The 18,557-nt window shown below is 47.2% G+C and carries 22 protein-coding genes; 1 reads left to right on the forward strand and 21 read right to left on the reverse strand.

All coding sequences use genetic code 11. The features are described 5' to 3' along the window. Positions 1-8: 8 nt before the first annotated feature. The 12 genes from pth to metG all read right to left on the reverse strand — a co-directional run bounded on the left by pth (position 9) and on the right by metG (position 11,414). Complete coding sequence (gene pth / locus Q7C19_RS15360) at positions 9-566, reverse strand: aminoacyl-tRNA hydrolase (RefSeq protein WP_035413235.1); 558 nt, start codon at positions 564-566, stop codon at positions 9-11. Positions 567-653: 87 nt separating this feature from the next. Next, the gene (locus Q7C19_RS15365; RefSeq protein ID WP_012368955.1) at positions 654-1,610 is read right to left on the reverse strand and encodes a ribose-phosphate diphosphokinase; all 957 of its coding nucleotides are present in this window, start codon (positions 1,608-1,610) and stop codon (positions 654-656) included. A gap of 55 nt (positions 1,611-1,665) precedes the next feature. Further along, a complete protein-coding gene (gene glmU, locus Q7C19_RS15370) occupies positions 1,666-3,015 on the reverse strand; it encodes a bifunctional UDP-N-acetylglucosamine diphosphorylase/glucosamine-1-phosphate N-acetyltransferase GlmU (protein ID WP_375092402.1) in 1,350 nt (449 codons plus the stop codon). A gap of 165 nt (positions 3,016-3,180) precedes the next feature. Beyond that, on the reverse strand, positions 3,181-3,492 hold the full coding sequence (gene spoVG / locus Q7C19_RS15375; RefSeq protein ID WP_035413231.1) for a septation regulator SpoVG: 312 nt from the start codon (positions 3,490-3,492) through the stop codon (positions 3,181-3,183). A gap of 158 nt (positions 3,493-3,650) precedes the next feature. Then, positions 3,651-4,490 (reverse strand): pur operon repressor, encoded by an 840-nt coding sequence (gene purR, locus Q7C19_RS15380; RefSeq protein WP_023466544.1) that lies wholly within the window; start codon positions 4,488-4,490, stop codon positions 3,651-3,653. 69 nt (positions 4,491-4,559) lie between these two features. Beyond that, on the reverse strand, positions 4,560-5,420 hold the full coding sequence (gene ispE / locus Q7C19_RS15385) for a 4-(cytidine 5'-diphospho)-2-C-methyl-D-erythritol kinase (protein ID WP_035413228.1): 861 nt from the start codon (positions 5,418-5,420) through the stop codon (positions 4,560-4,562). Between the two features lie 95 nt (positions 5,421-5,515). Next, positions 5,516-5,755: a Veg family protein gene (locus tag Q7C19_RS15390; RefSeq protein WP_012368950.1), complete on the reverse strand. Its 240-nt coding sequence runs from the start codon at positions 5,753-5,755 to the stop codon at positions 5,516-5,518. Positions 5,756-5,839: 84 nt separating this feature from the next. After that, a complete protein-coding gene (rsmA, locus tag Q7C19_RS15395; RefSeq protein ID WP_290772530.1) occupies positions 5,840-6,718 on the reverse strand; it encodes a 16S rRNA (adenine(1518)-N(6)/adenine(1519)-N(6))-dimethyltransferase RsmA in 879 nt (292 codons plus the stop codon). Next, entirely contained in the window at positions 6,715-7,272 is a 558-nt protein-coding gene (gene rnmV, locus Q7C19_RS15400) for a ribonuclease M5 (RefSeq protein ID WP_035413223.1), read from the reverse strand. Before rnmV ends, rsmA begins: the two co-directional genes overlap by 4 nt. Positions 7,273-7,338: 66 nt before the next feature. Then, positions 7,339-8,610 carry a ubiquitin-like domain-containing protein gene (locus Q7C19_RS15405; protein WP_375092403.1) on the reverse strand — a complete coding sequence of 424 codons (1,272 nt, stop codon included), beginning with the start codon at positions 8,608-8,610 and terminating at the stop codon, positions 7,339-7,341. After that, a complete protein-coding gene (locus Q7C19_RS15410) occupies positions 8,607-9,374 on the reverse strand; it encodes a TatD family hydrolase (RefSeq protein WP_035413217.1) in 768 nt (255 codons plus the stop codon). Before Q7C19_RS15410 ends, Q7C19_RS15405 begins: the two co-directional genes overlap by 4 nt. A 60-nt stretch (positions 9,375-9,434) precedes the next feature. Beyond that, positions 9,435-11,414, reverse strand: a complete 1,980-nt coding sequence (gene metG / locus Q7C19_RS15415; RefSeq protein ID WP_255344378.1) for a methionine--tRNA ligase — start codon at positions 11,412-11,414, stop codon at positions 9,435-9,437. A gap of 324 nt (positions 11,415-11,738) precedes the next feature. Here metG and Q7C19_RS15420 point away from each other — a divergent pair, with 324 nt between their 5' ends. Beyond that, positions 11,739-12,035: a transition state genes transcriptional regulator AbrB gene (locus Q7C19_RS15420; RefSeq protein WP_023466531.1), complete on the forward strand. Its 297-nt coding sequence runs from the start codon at positions 11,739-11,741 to the stop codon at positions 12,033-12,035. 35 nt (positions 12,036-12,070) lie between these two features. Here Q7C19_RS15420 and rsmI read toward each other — a convergent pair whose 3' ends face one another. The 9 genes from rsmI to Q7C19_RS15465 are packed head-to-tail and all read right to left on the reverse strand — an operon-like array spanning position 12,071 to position 18,528. Further along, positions 12,071-12,928: a 16S rRNA (cytidine(1402)-2'-O)-methyltransferase gene (gene rsmI / locus Q7C19_RS15425; protein WP_375092404.1), complete on the reverse strand. Its 858-nt coding sequence runs from the start codon at positions 12,926-12,928 to the stop codon at positions 12,071-12,073. Continuing rightward, positions 12,925-13,179: a GIY-YIG nuclease family protein gene (locus tag Q7C19_RS15430; protein WP_035413209.1), complete on the reverse strand. Its 255-nt coding sequence runs from the start codon at positions 13,177-13,179 to the stop codon at positions 12,925-12,927. Before Q7C19_RS15430 ends, rsmI begins: the two co-directional genes overlap by 4 nt. After that, entirely contained in the window at positions 13,172-13,909 is a 738-nt protein-coding gene (locus Q7C19_RS15435) for a tRNA1(Val) (adenine(37)-N6)-methyltransferase (protein ID WP_056061982.1), read from the reverse strand. The genes Q7C19_RS15430 and Q7C19_RS15435 overlap by 8 nt, the downstream gene beginning before the upstream one ends. A gap of 51 nt (positions 13,910-13,960) precedes the next feature. After that, a complete protein-coding gene (gene yabA / locus Q7C19_RS15440) occupies positions 13,961-14,311 on the reverse strand; it encodes a DNA replication initiation control protein YabA (protein ID WP_119182633.1) in 351 nt (116 codons plus the stop codon). A gap of 8 nt (positions 14,312-14,319) precedes the next feature. After that, on the reverse strand, positions 14,320-15,150 hold the full coding sequence (locus tag Q7C19_RS15445) for a PSP1 domain-containing protein (RefSeq protein WP_029343044.1): 831 nt from the start codon (positions 15,148-15,150) through the stop codon (positions 14,320-14,322). A gap of 6 nt (positions 15,151-15,156) precedes the next feature. Continuing rightward, on the reverse strand, positions 15,157-16,149 hold the full coding sequence (locus tag Q7C19_RS15450) for a DNA polymerase (RefSeq protein WP_035413204.1): 993 nt from the start codon (positions 16,147-16,149) through the stop codon (positions 15,157-15,159). Continuing rightward, positions 16,149-16,478, reverse strand: coding sequence for a cyclic-di-AMP receptor (locus tag Q7C19_RS15455; protein WP_023466519.1), 330 nt, complete (start codon positions 16,476-16,478; stop codon positions 16,149-16,151). Before Q7C19_RS15455 ends, Q7C19_RS15450 begins: the two co-directional genes overlap by 1 nt. Continuing rightward, positions 16,475-17,113, reverse strand: coding sequence for a dTMP kinase (tmk, locus tag Q7C19_RS15460; RefSeq protein WP_035413201.1), 639 nt, complete (start codon positions 17,111-17,113; stop codon positions 16,475-16,477). The genes Q7C19_RS15455 and tmk overlap by 4 nt, the downstream gene beginning before the upstream one ends. Continuing rightward, positions 17,110-18,528 carry an aminotransferase class I/II-fold pyridoxal phosphate-dependent enzyme gene (locus Q7C19_RS15465; RefSeq protein WP_375092405.1) on the reverse strand — a complete coding sequence of 473 codons (1,419 nt, stop codon included), beginning with the start codon at positions 18,526-18,528 and terminating at the stop codon, positions 17,110-17,112. The genes tmk and Q7C19_RS15465 overlap by 4 nt, the downstream gene beginning before the upstream one ends. Positions 18,529-18,557: the final 29 nt, after the last annotated feature.

An 18,557-nucleotide genomic window follows, 5' to 3' on the forward strand; every position in this document is an offset into this window, starting at 1 on the left:
CGTTGCGTTCAGTTATACCGGTTCATCAAAGCGAGAAACGGTGTGTCTATAAAGTCCGTCGCTACATCGACAGACGCATTGAGTACGTGTTGCAGACTTCCTTGTTCCGCCTTCGAAAAATTCATTAACACCCAGTCGATGACTTGGATTGGTGCCGGTGGTCGACCAACACCGAGTTTAAGACGCTTGATTTCCTGCGTACCGAGGTGCTGGATCAACGACTTGACGCCGTTATGACCGCCTGCACTGCCTTTCGAACGCAAGCGCAATTTCTCAAGTGGTAAATCCAGATCATCATAGATGACGAGCACATCCTCGACCGCGATCTTGTAGAAATCAAGTAACGGTCGCACCGCTTCACCTGATAAATTCATATACGTCAATGGCTTGACGAGCACGACACGTTCTCCGTTTATCATTCCCGTTCCGAAGAGGGCTTTAAACTTCGATTCTGAAAGCGTGATTCCGTGTTTCTCCGCTAAGGCATCGATCGCAAGAAAACCGATGTTGTGGCGCGTATTCGCATACTTCGCGCCAGGATTCCCTAATCCGACGATACATTTCATATCGATTCCTCATTTCTGTTTAAAAAAGTAAACGAACAAGGGTCCGATTTCAATAAACCGGACCACATCGTTCGTATGCATAAGCAATCAGCTGAAGAGCGGGCTGATTGATTTCTGTTCGTGTACACGGATGATTGCTTCTGCAAGCAAGCGTGCCACAGAGATTTGTTTGATTTTGCTTGCACATTCGCGTTGTGTTAAATCGATCGTGTTCAAGACGACGAGTTCTTCGATCGCTGAGTTCTCAATTCGCTCCATTGCCGGACCTGAAAGAACAGGGTGTGTACAACATGCATAGACTTGTTTCGCTCCGTTTTCGATCAAAGCGTTCGCTGCAAGTGTGATCGTACCCGCTGTATCGATGATGTCATCGATGATGATGGCAATCTTGCCATCGACTTGACCAACGATGTTCATGACTTCTGCGACGTTCGGTTTCGGACGGCGTTTGTCGATGATCGCGATTGGTGCTTTTAATTGCTCTGCTAATTTACGTGCCCGTGTGACACCGCCATGGTCTGGAGAAACGATGACGAGTTCGTTTGGATCGATGTTCTTTTTCTCGAAATATGAAGCGAGAAGCGGTACACCCATCAATTGATCTACTGGAATATCGAAGAACCCTTGGATTTGTGCTGCATGGAGATCCATCGTCACGACGCGTGTCGCCCCTGCTACTTCAAGCAAGTTCGCAACGAGTTTCGCCGTGATTGGCTCACGTGAACGTGCTTTGCGATCTTGACGCGCATAACCGTAATACGGAATGACGACGTTGATCGTCCGTGCAGACGCCCGTTTCAGTGCATCGATCATGATGAGAAGTTCCATCAGGTTTTCGTTGACTGGTTGGCTTGTCGATTGAATGATGTAAATATCATCCCCCCGGACACTTTCTTCGATGTTCATCGAAATTTCGCCATCACTGAAGTGTTTGACTGAACTTTCGCTCACCGGGATTCCGATGACTTTAGCGATTTCCTCTGCCAGTGGTTTGTTCGAGTTGAGTGCGAAAATACGAATTTCATGTTCTAAGACAGTAGACATGTGTAGGTGGCCTCCATTTGTTTGGGTTTAGACGAGTAGAGCGACAAGTAATGAATTAACGATAATCGGATTTCGTCGTTTGACGTTCCCTTGCGATCGCGAGACCGTTTTCCGGCACATCATCCGTGACGGTTGATCCGGCAGCAACAAGGGCATTCTTGCCGACCGTGACCGGTGCAATCAAGTTGACGTTACAGCCGATGAAGGCATCGTCCTCAATGATCGTCTGGAATTTATTTTTTCCATCATAGTTGACCGTGATCGATCCACAACCGAGGTTGACGTTCGCTCCGATTGTTGCATCTCCGACATAGCTCAAGTGGGCTGATTTGCTACCTTCGCCAAATGTTGATTTCTTGATCTCAACGAAGTTTCCGACGCGTGTGTTCGCACCGAGAACCGCTTGCTGACGTAAATGCGCAAATGGACCGACTTGTGCCGCTGGACCAATCTTGCTATCCGTGACGACGGATTGACGAACAATGGCGCCATCTGCCACTTCACTGTTACGGATATCCGAGTTCGGACCAATCGTACATTCTGAACCAATGACCGTCTGACCGAGCAACTGCGTACCAGGATAGAGAACAGTATCTGAACCAATCGTGACGTCTGGTCCGATGTACGTCGAAGACGGATCAACGAACGTGACACCTTGACGCATCCAGTACTCATTCGTTCGCTTGCGCATCGATGTTTCTGCTTGTGCAAGTGCGACGCGGTCATTGACACCGATCGTCTCTTCGAACGTAGGTGCCGCATACGCTGCGATCGTCTCGCCTGCTGCCTTTGCAATCTCAATCACGTCTGGTAAGTAATACTCACCTTGCGCATTATCATTCTTAACCTGCTTCAGCGTCGCGAACAACATCTCATTATCGAATACATACGTACCGGTATTGATTTCACGAATCGCGAGCTCTTCTGCATTCGCATCCTTATGCTCGACGATTTTCGAGACGTTTCCGTCTTCGCCACGAACGATACGTCCGTAACCTGTCGGATCGTCAGCGAGTGCCGTCAAGACGGTCACTTTTGCGTTTGTCTCCGCATGATGTTGTAACAATGAAGCCAGTGTGTCACTCGTCAAGAGTGGTGTATCGCCACAGACGACGAGCGTTGCTCCCTGTTCGTTCCCGAGTACGGGTTCTGCCATTTGAACAGCATGTCCTGTGCCAAGCTGCTCACTTTGAAGTGCGTATTCCACCGATGTGCCAAGCACTTCTTTGACGGATTCCGCACCGTGACCGACGATGACGACCTGTCGCTTGACGCCGAGCGTCGCTAATTGATCGACGACGTGCTGTACCATAGGTTTCCCAGCGACTGGGTGAAGTACTTTGTAAAGCTTAGATTTCATCCGAGTTCCTTTACCCGCTGCTAGAATTACCGCGAAATGATTCATCCTTGTCGCTCCTCCACGTAAATTAGTGTTGATTTCGTTCTGAAATAGTACACTCGTTCCAACTATAACGAAAATGGCATCGTTATTCAATGATGGGACGAAGCGGAATCGATGAAAAAACGAGAAAAAGACAGGTTTTCCCAAGAAGAGAAACCTGTCTTTTTCTTATGCTTGATCTGTCGTTTGGGCAGAAGAGACTTCGTAACAGACGCCTTCTTCTTGATCCTCACGTGCCGCATAGGCTTCGAGTACTGAATCTTCGACCTTTTTTCGCATTAATGCATTGATTGGATGAGCGACATCCCGGAAGATACCTTCTTGCGTTCGTTTGCTTGGCATGGCGACGAAGAGACCACTGTTCCCTTCGATGACACGCAAATCATGTACCACGAATTCGTGGTCGAGCGTAATAGAGGCAAGTGCTTTCATTCGACCCTCTGCTACGACGCGACGAATTTTAACGTCCGTAACGTTCATTTTGTCCGCACCCCTTTAACCGTTGTCACAACTCTTCGTTGTCTACTTCTACTTACGGCTTAAAACAAACAAAGGTTTAGTCTTTCCCAATCTTTTTACGCATAATTTCCAAAAGTTTGATAATTACAGTATAGTTACAATCCATGCGGCTGTCAATTTCAGGTAGTCTCAGCTTCCGAGAAATAGTGGTCGACGTTTCCACGCTTGACTTGGATTTGACCAAGATCGACGTCGACGTCCGCTAATTTCATTAAGCTGACGTATTCGTTGACCATCTTCTTCTCAGCACCTTCTGCCTCGATCAAAACACCAACACCTGCGACCTTTGCTTCAAACTCGCTTAAGAGACTCATCATTCCGCGAATCGTTCCGCCGGCTTTCATGAAGTCATCAATCAATAAGACATTCGCTCCACGTGGTAAACTTCGACGCGCGAGTGCCATCGTCCGGATCGCTTTTGAAGAACCCGAGACATAGTTGATGCTGACTGTTGATCCTTCCGTAACACGACTATCTGAACGCACGATGACGAACGGTACACCAAGTTGCTCAGCGACTGCATAAGCAAGTGGAATCCCCTTCGTTGCGATCGTCATGACGACATCGACTTTCTTTTGGCTAAAGACAGATGCAAACACTTGTCCCATTTGTTTGACCATCTTCGGATCTCCAAGTAAGTCCGTCAAATAAAGGTATCCCCCCGGTAACAGTCGGTCTGGACGAGCGACACGTTCACATAGATCATCGATGAACGGTAACGCCTTCTTACTGCTCCACGTCGGTATGAACATGACGCCACCCGCAGCACCTGGTACTGTAACGAGACGACCTGTTCCCTCATGTTCTAACATCTCGCTGACGATATCTAAATCTTCACTGATCGACGATTTCGCCGATTTATAACGTTCTGCAAAAATCGTCAATGAGACGAGATGATGGGGATGGTCAAGCAAGTACCGCGTCATGTCGACCAATCGACCACTTCTCCGAATTTTCATTTGTTTCGTTCCACCTCTCCGTAATTCCGAATATTCAATAGTGAATATATCATTTTCATACGGATATTATCAATGGTTTTCGCCTAAAAGACGAACGACGTAGACTTCGTTACAAAAGCCGCGTAATCCATTATAGAGACGTTGTGCCCGATTTTCATGCTCCGTTAGAGCAAAGACCGTCGGACCACTTCCGCTCATCAAGACGCCTTCTGCGCCACAACTTGCCATGAATTCCTTGATTTGCTCGACTTCTGGGTGCATCGGCAACGTGACCGCTTCGAGAACATTACCGAGTGATTGGCAGATGGCTTGGAAATCTTGCGCCTTCACCGCATCAATCATTGCTTCGACGTTCGGACGTTTTGCCGTGTTCAAATCGAGGGCACCATAGACGTCAGCTGTTGAAACACCGATCGTCGGTTTAGCAAGAACAACCCAGCATGGGGGTGGTGAGACAAGTTTTTCTAGCTTCTCTCCGCGACCCGTTGCAATCGCTGTTCCACCCATGACACAAAACGGGACGTCAGAGCCCACTGCTGCGCCGACTTCCGCCAACTCTTCAAGCGTCAAACCGAGTTGCCACAACTCATTTAATCCGCGTAACGTCGCTGCCGCGTCACTGGATCCACCAGCGAGTCCGGCTGCAACTGGAATGTGTTTCTCTAAGAAGATCTCTACTCCTGTCTTGACGTCGTATTTTTCTTTTAAGATCGCTGCTGCTTTATAAGCAAGATTACGTTCGTCGTTCGGAACGTAAGCATGCTGGGCATTCATTCGAATTTCTCCTGACGGCAGCTCCGTCAATTCTAGACGGTCTGCCAAATCGACTGTCGTCATCACCATATGTACATCGTGATAGCCGTCCGGGCGCTTTGCCGTCGCATCCAGGACTAGGTTGATCTTGGCCGGAGCCTTTACAATAATCGTCATCGTGCCGTTCCTCCTCTAGTTCGTTTCCTGTAGGAATTGTATCAACCTTTCCACAAAAAAAGAAGCGAACATTTTGTCCGCTTCGGAAGGTAAGTTTACGAATTCGCAAATTCGATTTGTACGGAGTCTGTTAGCACGTCGGCGTAGCTATAAGAAACTCGCTCGACATTGTGGCGCTCTGCGTCTAGCTTGACTACAAACACCGAAGGATACGTCTCAACGAGCGTTCCGATTCGGGTTACGACCTTTTTACGACCGCCGCTTGCTTTTAGCGTCAGTCTTTCACCAACATGTGTTTCGAAAACATGTCTGATTTCGTTCAACGTCTTTGGCATACGCTTCACCTCACTAATATTTATTATAGCATATTAAATAAATATTAGAAAGGGGAAATATTATATCTGTTCTACTCGTATCCGTCAACGTTTTTTAATTGGCAAAAGTGCATCCGCTAACTGTGCGAATTCCTGCAGGCTGAGCGTTTCTCCGCGACGACGCGGTTCGATTCCAGCTTCTAACAACGCTGCTTCGACCGCCGCTTTTTCCGTTTTCCCGAAGTGTGTCGTCAAGTTGTTTAAAATCGTTTTCCGACGTTGTGCAAAACTTGCTCGGACGATTTCAAAGAAGAGTGCCTCATCCTGTGTCTGTACCGCCGGCTCTTTTCGAATGTTCAAGCGGATGACTGCTGAATCGACGTTTGGTGCTGGAATGAAGACTTGTTTTGGGACCGTGAAGCAGACTTCAGCTTCCGCATAGTATTGAATCGCGATCGATAGAGATCCATATGCTTTCGTGCCTGGTTTTGCACCGATTCGTTCAGCGACTTCCTTTTGAATCATCATGACGAGCGTCCGAAACGGTGCTTTCGCTTCAAGGATCCGCATGATAATCGGTGTCGTGACATAATACGGGAGGTTCGCGACGACGGCAATGTCGGTGATGCCTTCTTGCGTGAACTCTTCAGCAACGATCGTCGAAAGATCGAGTTCAAGAGCATCACCGTGAATGACCTTCGTATGGGGATATGGTGCAAGTGTATCATCAAGAATCGGTAACAATCGTTGATCAATTTCAAGAGCAACGACTTTTTTCGCCTGTTTCGCCGATTGTTCCGTCAATGAGCCGATTCCTGGTCCGATCTCGAGTACACCACTCTCAGGCGTTAATCCAGCTGCTCCGACGATGTTTCCTAATACATTTAAATCGATTAAAAAGTTTTGCCCTAACGATTTTTTAAACGAAAAGCCATGTTTCGCTAAAATTTCTTTCGTCCGGTGCAATGTAGCAATGTCTTTCAAACTTCTTCCTCCTCTAGTTGTTTCAACGCTGCTTCCCATTCCGCCAGCGTGATTCGGATCGATGCGACACGTTTGACGAGTTGTTTTGCATTCGGTTCACCAATCGCAAGAATCTGACCGAGACGACGACGACGGATCGAGGCTGCTGGTCCACCAATCAAATCAGCTGCCAAAATCATCTCACGTGTCACTTCGGCAACCGGTGCTTCTTCCGTCTCATAGACAGCAGCGAGCGCCTCTTCGATTGCGGCAGGTGAGGCATGTTCAACACCAATTTTACCGCGCTTATCTTTTGCTTGAGCACGCGGAAGATAGGCATGTTTACAGCCTGGTACACGTTCATTGATTCGGGCACGGATACGATCTCCTGGAAAATCAGGATCCGTGAAAATGATGACACCGCGTCGTTCGAGGGCCTTCTCAATGCGTTGCATCGTCTGTTCATTAACGGCTGAACCGTTCGTTTCAATTGTATCGACATCAAAAACTTCTTGTAATCGTGTCGTATCATCTCGTCCTTCGACGACGATGACTTCTTTTAAGCGTTTCCGCATGATCTCTCCACCTTCTTCAAACACTCTCGTAATTGTACCTGTTTCCACGAAAAAAACAAGGAAGCGTCACGTGTCCGCTTCCGTTGCACTAGGAATGACCCAGACTTGCAGTTGTTTTCGACCGAACGTCTTTGCTTTTTGTTCACCATCGACTAAAATATCAATCTTATTGCCTTTAATGGCACCACCTGTATCGAGAGCGATCGCAAGACCAACCCCTTCGACGTAGACCTTCGTGCCAAGCGGAATGACCTTCGGATCAACCGCGATGATCGGCAAACCTTGATAGGTGATCGTATCGGTCACGTCATACCCGGTCGCTGTCAAGGCACGACCATTGTACAAACGACTGCCGTTCGAAGCTGGGTCGTTCGTATACGCTGTCGCTTCGACCATCAAGCTCTTCGCACTCTCAAAATCAAGATCCGCATCGGCTTTCGGTGTTTCAGTTAGCGGATTGGTCGCTTGTTTTTCGTTGAAGACGGGCGCTTCGATTGGTGTCTCAATCGGTTTTGTCCCGACTTTGACGACTTGTTTGATCGGCGTCCGTGTCACTTGGTCATCAATCAGTTTTTTCTCTTTACTAAGACCGTCAGCTAACGTCAATTGATACTTTTTCGTTCGGACACCCGGACGACCTGATGTCGTCACCAGTTGCTCGCCTTCCGGTAAGGTCGGATCCTCGACTTCTTCGATCTCAAACGGAACGAGTTGATCCTGAGTCAACATCGCACGACGTGTCGTGTTGACCGTAATCAACGTCCCTTCCGTCACGCGGGTATCGGGATTTGGAGCGACCCGATCTTCCTTTTGAAGACGGATTCCTTCCCGTCCTAACAATTCGCGGACCGTCGTTTCATACGTGTAGAGTTGTCGGGCTTTTCCCCCGACGACGAGATCAACGGGAAAAGCTTCGCGGTACCGCACCGTCATACCACTCGTCAATACAGAGTCAGAAGACGGATAGATATCATCCGTGTCGGCTTTCTTGATACCGCGCTCTGCAAGTAGATCCTTTACTTGACGCGCCTGCGTCCGGACGCGACGGGACTCACCGTAGCCCATGATCAATGTGATTTCTTTTGCCCGCTGAATGACGATTAATCGTTTTTTCGGCAGGTCGGCACTAAGAGCCGGTTCAATCACATCATTGTCACGCGTCGTAATGCCGGCTTCTTTGAGAACGCCATAAACAGAATCAGCCGTTGTCTTCACCTGCTGCTCTTGTCCATCAATCAAAACTGTCACGGTTCGTGGATGATCCATCATCCCATAGACGAGTGCAGCCGCAAGTAGCAGGCTGCACCCGATTGTAATGAACGTCAACGAACGCATCATGGCAAACGGAAGACCCGTTTTGCATTTTCCGTCGTTGCTGCTTCCACATCGGCATACATCATGCCACGGAGCTGCGCAATTTCTTCAGCGACGAACCGAACGTAAGCCGGCTCGTTGCGTTTACCGCGGTGTGGTGTTGGTGTCAGATACGGACAGTCCGTCTCAACGAGTAAACGATCGAGCGGTACTTCCTGTGCAACACGTTTTGGCATTTTCGCGTTTTTGAACGTAACAGGTCCACCAAGTGAAATATAGAAGTTCATCGCTAGGCAACGCGGTAACAATTCAGCACTCATACTGTAGCTATGCAAAATACCACCGACTTCTTTTGCATCCTCTTCTTCAAGGATTCGTAACGTATCTTCTGTCGCTTCCCGGTTATGGATGACGATCGGTTTTTTCTTCTGCTTCGCGAGACGGATCTGTTTGCGGAAAGCTTCCTGTTGGACGTCTTTCGGTGACGTATCCCAGTGGTAGTCGAGTCCGATTTCTCCAAGCGCAACGACTTTTTCATGATCCATCAATCGTTCGACCTTTTGATAGGCTTCCTCATCAAAATCAATCGAGTCGACGGGATGCCATCCGATGACCGCATAAAGATCATCGTACGCTTCGACGAGTTCCATCGCGCGGTCGATTGTCTTATGATCAAATCCGACGACGATCATCGGTGAAACGCCGTTTGCACGTGCCCGCTCGATCGTTTCATGAACGTCTTCCGCGAATTGGTCTGCATTCAAGTGAGTGTGTGTATCGATTAACATATCTTATTCGACTCCTTCTTTAAAAAAATGCCTGTGACATGAAGTCCACAGGCATCGGTTTTATTTTACGCTTGCGCCGTTTGCCATCGTTGATGGGACCGTCGCGAGTTCAAGTTTTCCTGCTTTCTCAGCAGCAAGGACCATTCCTTGTGAGAGTTCGCCACGTAACGTGACCGGTTTTAAGTTCGCTACGACGATGACCTTACGTCCGACTAAATCTTCCGGCTCATACCACTGCGCGATACCAGAGACGATTTGGCGTGTTTCTTTGCCCATATCGACTTGTAACTTCAGTAGTTTTTTCGCCTTCTTGATCTTTTCAGCCGTCACGACTTCACCGACACGTAACTCGATCTGATCAAAGACATCGATCGTCGTTTCCGGACGAATGTCTTCATCAGCCTCTTCGACTTCCTCTTCCTCCACACGTGCTGCAGAAGCTTGATGCATCATGTCGACGATTGCTTCGACCTCTTCTTTGACATCAAGACGTGGGAAAATCGGTGTCGCTGTACCAACTTTTGTTCCTGGTGTGATGTCTGCGAATTTCTCGAGCGCTGCCCAGTCCATCGCTTGTCCGGAGAGACCAAGTTGCGCGAAGATCTCTTTTGGTGAACGCGTCATGAACGGTTGCAACATGATCGCCACGTGACGTAAGACGCCGACGAGATGCACCATGACCGAACCGAGTTCCGCCGTTTTGGATTCGTCTTTTGCAAGAACCCACGGTTGTGTCTCATCGATGTATTTATTGGCACGGCTGATTAATTGCCAAATGTTCGATAGCACGACAGAGAATTCCATGTGTTCCATCGATGCTTCGACTTTCGTGACCGTTTCTTTTGCAAGATCCGAGAGTGTCGCATCAAACGGTGTCACATTGCCTGTATAGGCTGGGATCTCACCGTCAAAGTATTTCGTGACCATCGCGATCGTTCGGTTGAGTAAGTTCCCAAGGTCGTTTGCTAAATCGTAGTTCATCCGCTCAACGAATGCTTCAGGTGTGAACATACCATCTGAACCGAATGGAACTTCGCGTAACAAGTAATAACGAAGGGCGTCAAGACCGTAACGATCCGTCAATGGGATCGGATCAACGACGTTCCCTTTTGATTTCGACATTTTTCCGTCTTTCATCAACAACCAACCGTGTGCGAAGACTTTCTTCGGTAATGGGAGATCAAGTGCCATCAAGAGTGCCGGCCAAATGATCGTGTGGAAACGAACGATTTCTTTTCCGACGAGATGAACATCTGCTGGCCAGTACTTATCGAAATTACCATGATCGTCCGTACCATAACCGAGTGACGAGATATAGTTCGTCAACGCATCGATCCAGACGTAGACGACGTGCTTCGGATTCGATGGGACTTGTACACCCCAGTTGAATGTCGTCCGTGAGACCGCTAAGTCTTGGAGACCCGGTTTAATGAAGTTATTGATCATTTCGTGTTTACGTGATTCTGGCAAGATAAATGACGGATTCGCTTCAAAGTACTCAAGCAGACGGTCCGCGTACTTGCTGATCCGGAAGAAGTAACATTCTTCGCGAACGAGTTCGACTGGGTGTCCACTATCGGGGCTCTTTCCGTCGACGAGTTGTGATTCCGTATAGTACGTCTCATCCGGAATCGAATACCAACCTTCGTATTCACCTAGGTAGATATCGCCTGATTCAAGAAGTGTCTCGAACACTTTTTCGACGACTTTCTTGTGACGTGGTTCTGTCGTCCGGATATAATCATCGTACGAGATGTCGAGACGATCCCATAAGACTTTAATCTGCTCGACGACACCATCGACGAATGCCTGTTCCGAGATACCTGCTTCTGCTGCTTTTTCCTGGATCTTTTGACCGTGCTCATCGCTACCTGTCAAATACCGGACGTCGAATCCTTGAAGTCGTTTGTACCGTGCCATTGCATCTCCAGCCACCGTCGTATACGCGTGACCGATATGTAGTTTTGCACTTGGATAATAAATCGGGGTCGTGATATAAAATGTCTTTGCCATGTTATTCCTCCGTTCTCTTATTTCCATCTTCATTATAGGCTATTATACGCTGTTACGGGACTGATGTCGAAATTCACTTTTTGTCGAATCGAAACATTTTTTGACATCAGACATCAAATTACAAAAAAACACACTCTATAGTTTCATTTCCTTTAAAAAGGGAAAATATATTAATAAATCGTTTCAAATATGGGTTTTTTGAGAAATAAATGACATTTTGATTTCAAGCTATTCAGATTGGTTGACTACTTTTGGAAAGTCTAGTATTCTACATTCTATAGAAACGATGTCGAATTTTGACGATTTTTCAAAAGAAAAAGAGATCCATGACATCAAAGGAGGAACAACAAAATGAAATCAACAGGTATTGTACGTAAAGTAGACGAGCTCGGTCGTGTCGTAATTCCAATCGAATTACGCCGTACACTTCAAATCGCAGAAAAGGATGCCCTCGAGATCTATGTCGACAACGAACAGATCATCCTTAAAAAATATAAACCAAACATGACTTGCCAAGTGACAGGTGAAGTATCAGAAGATAACTTCAAATTGGCTGATGGTAAATTGATTCTTTCACCAGATGGCGCACAACGCGTTCTCGTTGAATTAAAAGATTTCCTCGATCGTCATTACGCAAGCAACGAATAAACAAAAAAGGAAGCTCCTTAACGGGGCTTCTTTTTTTAATCTGCTTCGTGAAACGCGAGGTACAGTTCCTGACGATCCAGTCCTCGTTCTTTTGCGACACGCTTCAACGCTGCATTCGGCTTTTCGCCCTCTTCGATATACCGACGGATTTGCTCGAGCGGATCACTGTCTTGAATGACGGCATCCGGTCGTTCTTCGTTTGATCCTTCGACAAGGACGACGAACTCACCTCGAACGTCTTCTGCTGCCCAAGCGCGTAATTCACTCACACTTCCACGAATATACTCTTCATACCGTTTCGTTAGTTCTCGGGCTAACGTCACCTGGCGATCACCAAGTATTTCTTCGATCCCTTGCAACATCTCTTTCAATCGATGCGGTGCTTCATAAAAGATGAGTGTTCCTGATTCGTATTTCAATTGCTCTAACGCTTCGCGGCGTTCTTTTTTCTTTCGTGGCAAAAAACCATAATACAAAAAGCGTTCTGTCGACAGACCGGACGCGACAAGGGCTGTCAATGCAGCGTTCGCACCCGGAAGAACGATGACAGGAATATCTGCTGCGATCGCTTGGCGGATCAAATCGCTTCCCGGGTCCGAAATACCGGGCATCCCGGCGTCGGAGACGAGGGCAATTTGCTTTCCCGCCTCTAAATCAGCGAGTAGTCGTTCGCCACTTGTTTGTTTATTGTGTTCGTGGTAACTGACCAGCTTCGTCTCAATCGAAAAATGCCGAAACAGTTTCATCGTCTGCCGGGTATCTTCTGCTGCGACGATATCAGATTCCTGTAAGATCCGGACAGCTCGATACGTCATGTCTTCTAAATTGCCGATTGGTGTCGGGACGATATAGAGACCGACTCCTTGCTGTTGATAGCTACTTGTCGCTTTCATGAGGTTCCTCCTTGAATCAAACGCTCTTTCTGTGAACGTGTCAATTGTTTAATCGCGTATTCCCGCTTCATCGCTTCTGATTTTGTCGCGAAAATTTCCTCATGAACGAGGACGACCGGCAGACGGGCACGTGTATACTTCGCCCCCTTGCCTGCATTATGTGTTGCGATGCGTTGCGTGACGTCTACTGCGTAACCCGTATAATACGTATCATCTTGGCAACGAACGATATAGACTGCATGCTCAGACATCGAACAGTTCCTTCATCTGAGCCGCATACGAGTTGTCCGCTTCATAGACGATGAACGGGGAAAGAACCTTCAGTCCAGGTTTTGCATCCTTGATCCCCTCGATCAAAAGCATGTTCGCTTCCTTCCCTGCCTTCGGATAAATCAACTGCATCCGTTTCGGTTCCAAGCGGTATGTTCGCATCAAAGTGACGATATCGAGCAGTCGTTCCGGTCGATGGACGAACGCTGCCTTTCCGCCTTGTTTTAACAAATCAGATGCACCACGAATACAGTCTTCAAGTGTACAGAGGACTTCATGCCTTGCGATCGTATAATGTTCACTTTGGTTTTGGTTTGATGTCTCGTTGGCTAAAAAATAAGGCGGATTACAGGTGACAGCATCATAGATGCCGTATCCAAGACGTGCCCCCGCCTCTTTGACGTCACCATCAATCATCTCAATCTGATCGTTCAGTTCATTCAAGTTAATGCTACGTCGCGCCATCTCCGCTAGTCGCGGCTGAATTTCAAGACCCGTGATCTGCCCTTTCGTCCGGTAGGATAAAAAGAGTGGGATCGCACCGTTCCCAGAGCAAAGATCGGCAATCCGCCCCTGTTGAATTGGAACCCATGCAAATCGTGCGAGCAATGCCGCATCGAGTGAATAGGAGAAGACGGATGGACTTTGAATGATTTTCCCTTCTTGTCCTAAGAGATAATCAAGTCGTTCGTCTGGTAATAGTTCAAACATGTCGTGCCTTCCTTTCCGAAAAAAAGACTGACTCATGTAGAAGTCAGCCTCTCAATGTTTCGTTAACATGGATAAGCAGAAGAGACAATCGCCGTCTTTTCGCACTTGTCCATAATGCAAGTTACAGATGTGGAACCCTTCCTGGTACAATCGTCCGAGATTGTCATAGCCCGCACCAACGCCTGCTTCCGCTTCTTCCGCTTCCGTGACCGGCTGTTGTTCATCGCGTTCGACTTTTTCCCGAAGATGATGATTCTCCAGATACAGATGTTGGTTCTCTTCCATCATGTAAGCCAGCTGATCCTTTAACACGCTCAGATGCTCAGTCAGCAAATGAATCTGTTGCTCAATCGCATCGACACGCGTAATGATTTCTTTTTTATCGACTCTCTCCACGCGTATGCACCCCGTTATTCTTTTGGTCGTTTTGGTTTTACGGCACCAACGGATAATAGTTCTTCCATCGAATACGTCAAGACGCGGGAACGATCCTTCAGTTCAATTTGAACGACTTGATCGAGGATGTTCAAGCCAACGACGCGTCCTTCGCCTTCAGGTACCGTCAAACGTTTTCCATAGTCCGGCAAGTCACGGCGCATCTCTTCATACGTATCGTTCTCATATTTTAGACAGCACATTAAACGACCACACACCCCTGAAATCTTCGTCGGATTCAACGACAGGTTTTGATCTTTTGCCATCTTGATCGAGACCGGTTCGAACTCACCAAGGAAAGATGAACAACATAAGACACGACCACATGGACCAATGCCTCCAAGTAACTTCGCTTCATCTCGAACACCGATTTGACGGAGTTCGATGCGTGTCCGGAAAACAGCCGCTAAATCTTTGACGAGCTCACGGAAGTCAACACGTCCTTCTGCCGTGAAGTAGAAGATGACCTTATTGCGGTCAAACGTGTACTCGACATCGACCAATTTCATATCGAGTTTATGTTCACGGATTTTTTCGACACATACCGCATGCGCATCAAGCGCTGCGACTTTATTTTCGCGGACGATCATTGCATCTTTATCGTCAGCAATTCGAAGAATGGATTTCAGTGGCAACACCACATCTTCTTCGTCCATTTGTTTATCGGCGATGACCACTTCGCCATATTCAATGCCCCGTACCGTCTCAACGATGACTGCTTGTCCTCGTGATAATGACTCTTGTCCAGGTGCAAAATAATAAATTTTGCCCGCTTCTTTAAAGCGAACGCCTACTACTTCTAGCATGTCGCTCTACCCTTTCTGTAAGTCAAACATGAGACGCTCAACTGTTAATTGGGGATTAACATTCGCTTCGACCCGTCGGACTGCGGCAAGCACAGCTTGTAACCAGCGGGTGATCGTCGTCTGGCTCTTGGACCCCATCTGTTCAAGTTGGGGTTTACTATTCGTATAGGTCATACCTTCCCACGCCGGATTCAGTTTCAGGCGTAAGACATCCTCGAAGAAACAAGTGACGAGTTCAAGGCCAATTCGGACATCCTGACGGTTCTTGAATTGTCCCATCCATTTCTCTTGTACGAACAGTGGTAAATCAGCCGGACGATTCGCTAATTCCTCCATCAATTGTAACACTGACGCTCGCGCATTTACAAACCAGTCTTCGAGTAATGCTTCTTCTGCATCCTCGACTTTTGGATAGACACGCGCTGCCAGTTGCGTCAACTCGTGGTCCCGTCCCGTTTTTTCAGATAAAACCTCGCCAATCATTTGACGATCCGCTGGACGAAAACTTAATAACTGTCCCCGCGATCGAATCGTAGGTAAAAGGAGTTGAGGTTGATTCGTCAACAATAAGGCCACTTTTCCTTCTCCTGGTTCCTCAAAGAACTTCAGCAAACTGTTCGCTGCTTGGGGAGTCATCTTATGGGACTGTGTAATGACATAAATCTGACGATCGCCTTCAAGTCCTCGGAGTGAGAGATCATGCATCAATTGTTGAATCTGTTCTTTTTTGATGGTCGCGCCATCTGGTTCGATTTCATAATAATCGACCAAGTTACCACTTTCCATCCGCCGACAGCTACGACAGACACCACACGGCTCTACATCGACCGGGGTCTCACAAAAAAGGCTTTTCGCGAACAAGTGAGCCGCTTCAAGTAGAAGCGGCTCATAGTCTCCAGTGAAGATATAAGCGTGATTGATTCGATCGTTTCGTAACGAATTTTGAAGAATCGTCGAAATGACCGATTGTGTCTGTTCCAGTTCATGAAACGTCTGCATTAGAATTGGTGAAACCCTTCGATTGGCAAGACGAAGACCGTTGCCCCGCCTACCTGGACTTCAACAGGGTACGGGATATAAGAATCGGCATGACCACCCATTGGTGAGATTGGAGAGACCATCTGTTCACGACTCGAACAATTCTTTTTGATCAATCTTAACAGATCATCGAGACGCTCACTCTGTACACCAATCATGAACGTCGTGTTTCCCTCTTTAAGAAAACCACCTGTCGTTGCTAGTTTCGTTGCTCGGAAATCATGCTCGACAAGCGCTTCCGCCAAACGTAAGCTGTCTTTATCTTGAACAATCGTAATGACCATTTTCATGAGAATCTCTCCTTTTCTTCTAAATACGTAATGACATCTTCCACTAAGTCCTGATGAATCACTTCAATCGATCGATTGGCTTGTACAATCTGTACCCGTTCTGGGTCCGATGCCGCAATCTGTTTGAAACCATCATAGACACGGGCACGAAACGCATCATCTCGTTGCTCGATTCGATCAAGTGCTCCCCGGTCCATCATTCGTTTTTTAGAATCCGTTACCGTTAAATCAAATAAATACGTCCGGTCTGGCGCTAATCCACCTGTTGCAGAATCATTAATATGACGCACGAGATCAATCGGATGTCCAAGCCCATATCCTTGATAGGCAAGTGAGGCATCAACGAATCGGTCACATAAGATGATTGTGCCTGCCTCTAACGCCGGTCGAATCAATTCTTCGACATGCTGGGCACGAGACGCTGCATACAGCAGAATTTCCGTCATCTCTTTCATTTCTTCAAAATCAGGATTTAAAATCAATGAACGAATTTCGTTCCCAACGCGTGTGCCACCTGGCTCACGGGTCATCATGACATTATAGCCCTTTTCTTTTAACACATCATTAAGCAATTGTAGTTGTGTCGTTTTCCCGGCACCATCCGGTCCTTCGACAGTAATGAACGTACCTTTCATCTTTCAAACCCTTCCTCTATGACGCGTAACGCTCCTTGTTGCAATTGTTCGCCCCCTTGCAAATGAACGGCTACGGTTTGATAATGTCGTAAACGTAGTACCTGTTCCGCCGTAATGCGTTCGCCTCTGACGATCAATGGAATGCCTGGCGGGTACGGAATAATGGTTTCGAGTGAAACATGACCGATACACTCATCCAGCTGACGGAACGTACCTGTTGCTTGTTCTAACTGTTCATAAGAACAAGCTAAAGCAGATACCTGTATTTTACCCATAATTGGTTGCTCGATATACCTTTTCAAAGGAATTCCTTCTGATTTCATCATTTGAATAGCGCGTTCGACACGATGAACCCAGTCATCCTGCTCAGACTTTGCTAGCGGACGAAGTGGCAAAATACAGACGACGTGATCTCCTAGAGCAAATTCCGCATCGAGTTGAACAGCTCGTAACGCGTGCAACAACGCATCTCCTGAATATCCCTCATACGTTAATGTCATCCGTGACCAATCATCAAAGCGAAGGACGGTCATATGATCGAACCGTTGAAGTGATTCGATAAACGCATCGTGACTAACCTGAATATCTGACATACCTTCAACTGTCCATTGTTCACGATAGGAACGGGCATAGTCTAATGAAGCCAGTAACAAATACGAAGGACTTGAGGTTTGAAACGCTTGGAGCGCTCGCTGTAACTTTCTTCTCATCTTTTCCGAAAATCGCTCGTGCATCCATGCTCCCATCGTCAGTGCAGGAAGCGTTTTATGGGCAGACTGGACAACAGCGGTTGCTCCTAATTCAAATGCAGAACGAACACCAAATGCTTTACCGAAGTGTGCACCGTGTGCTTCATCCACTAATAAAGGGAGTCCGTGCGACGTCGTGAGCTGAACGAGTGACGTGATATCAGCCACTTCTCCGTAATATGTCGGTGAAGTGATAAACACGCCAACTCCTCCTGGATATTTCGTAAACGCTTCCTTTAATGTTTCACGTGAAACATGACCACTGATTCCCGTTTCTTTATGGGTATCTGGTTCAAGAAAGATCGGTTCGATTCCTAACCATTCGAGTGCATTAAATACCGATTTATGCGAATTACGCTGTACATAAACACGCTCTCCTCTTATTGCTACAGCTGCAAGCATCGCCCAGTTCCCAACAGTCGAACCATTCACAAGGAAATGACTCGCTTTTGCATCGTAGACTTTTTGAAGCAAAGCTATTGCGTCTGCAATAGCCTCTTCCGGATGATGAAAATCATCTAGACCAGGTAATTCTGTGACGTCCCATTTAAAAAAGTCAGGAAGAGGTGTCAGAGTTCCATTCTTATGTCCAGGAACATGCCATGAGATGGGCGTTCGATCTAAGTGACGTTGAAGTGCATGTACAATAGGAAGTTCGTGTTTCATGAAAAAGCTCCTTTTCCTTTAAAATAATT

Origin of the sequence: Exiguobacterium sp. PHA03 (assembly GCF_041945985.1) — a bacterium.
Classification (GTDB): Bacteria; Bacillota; Bacilli; order Exiguobacteriales; family Exiguobacteriaceae; genus Exiguobacterium_A.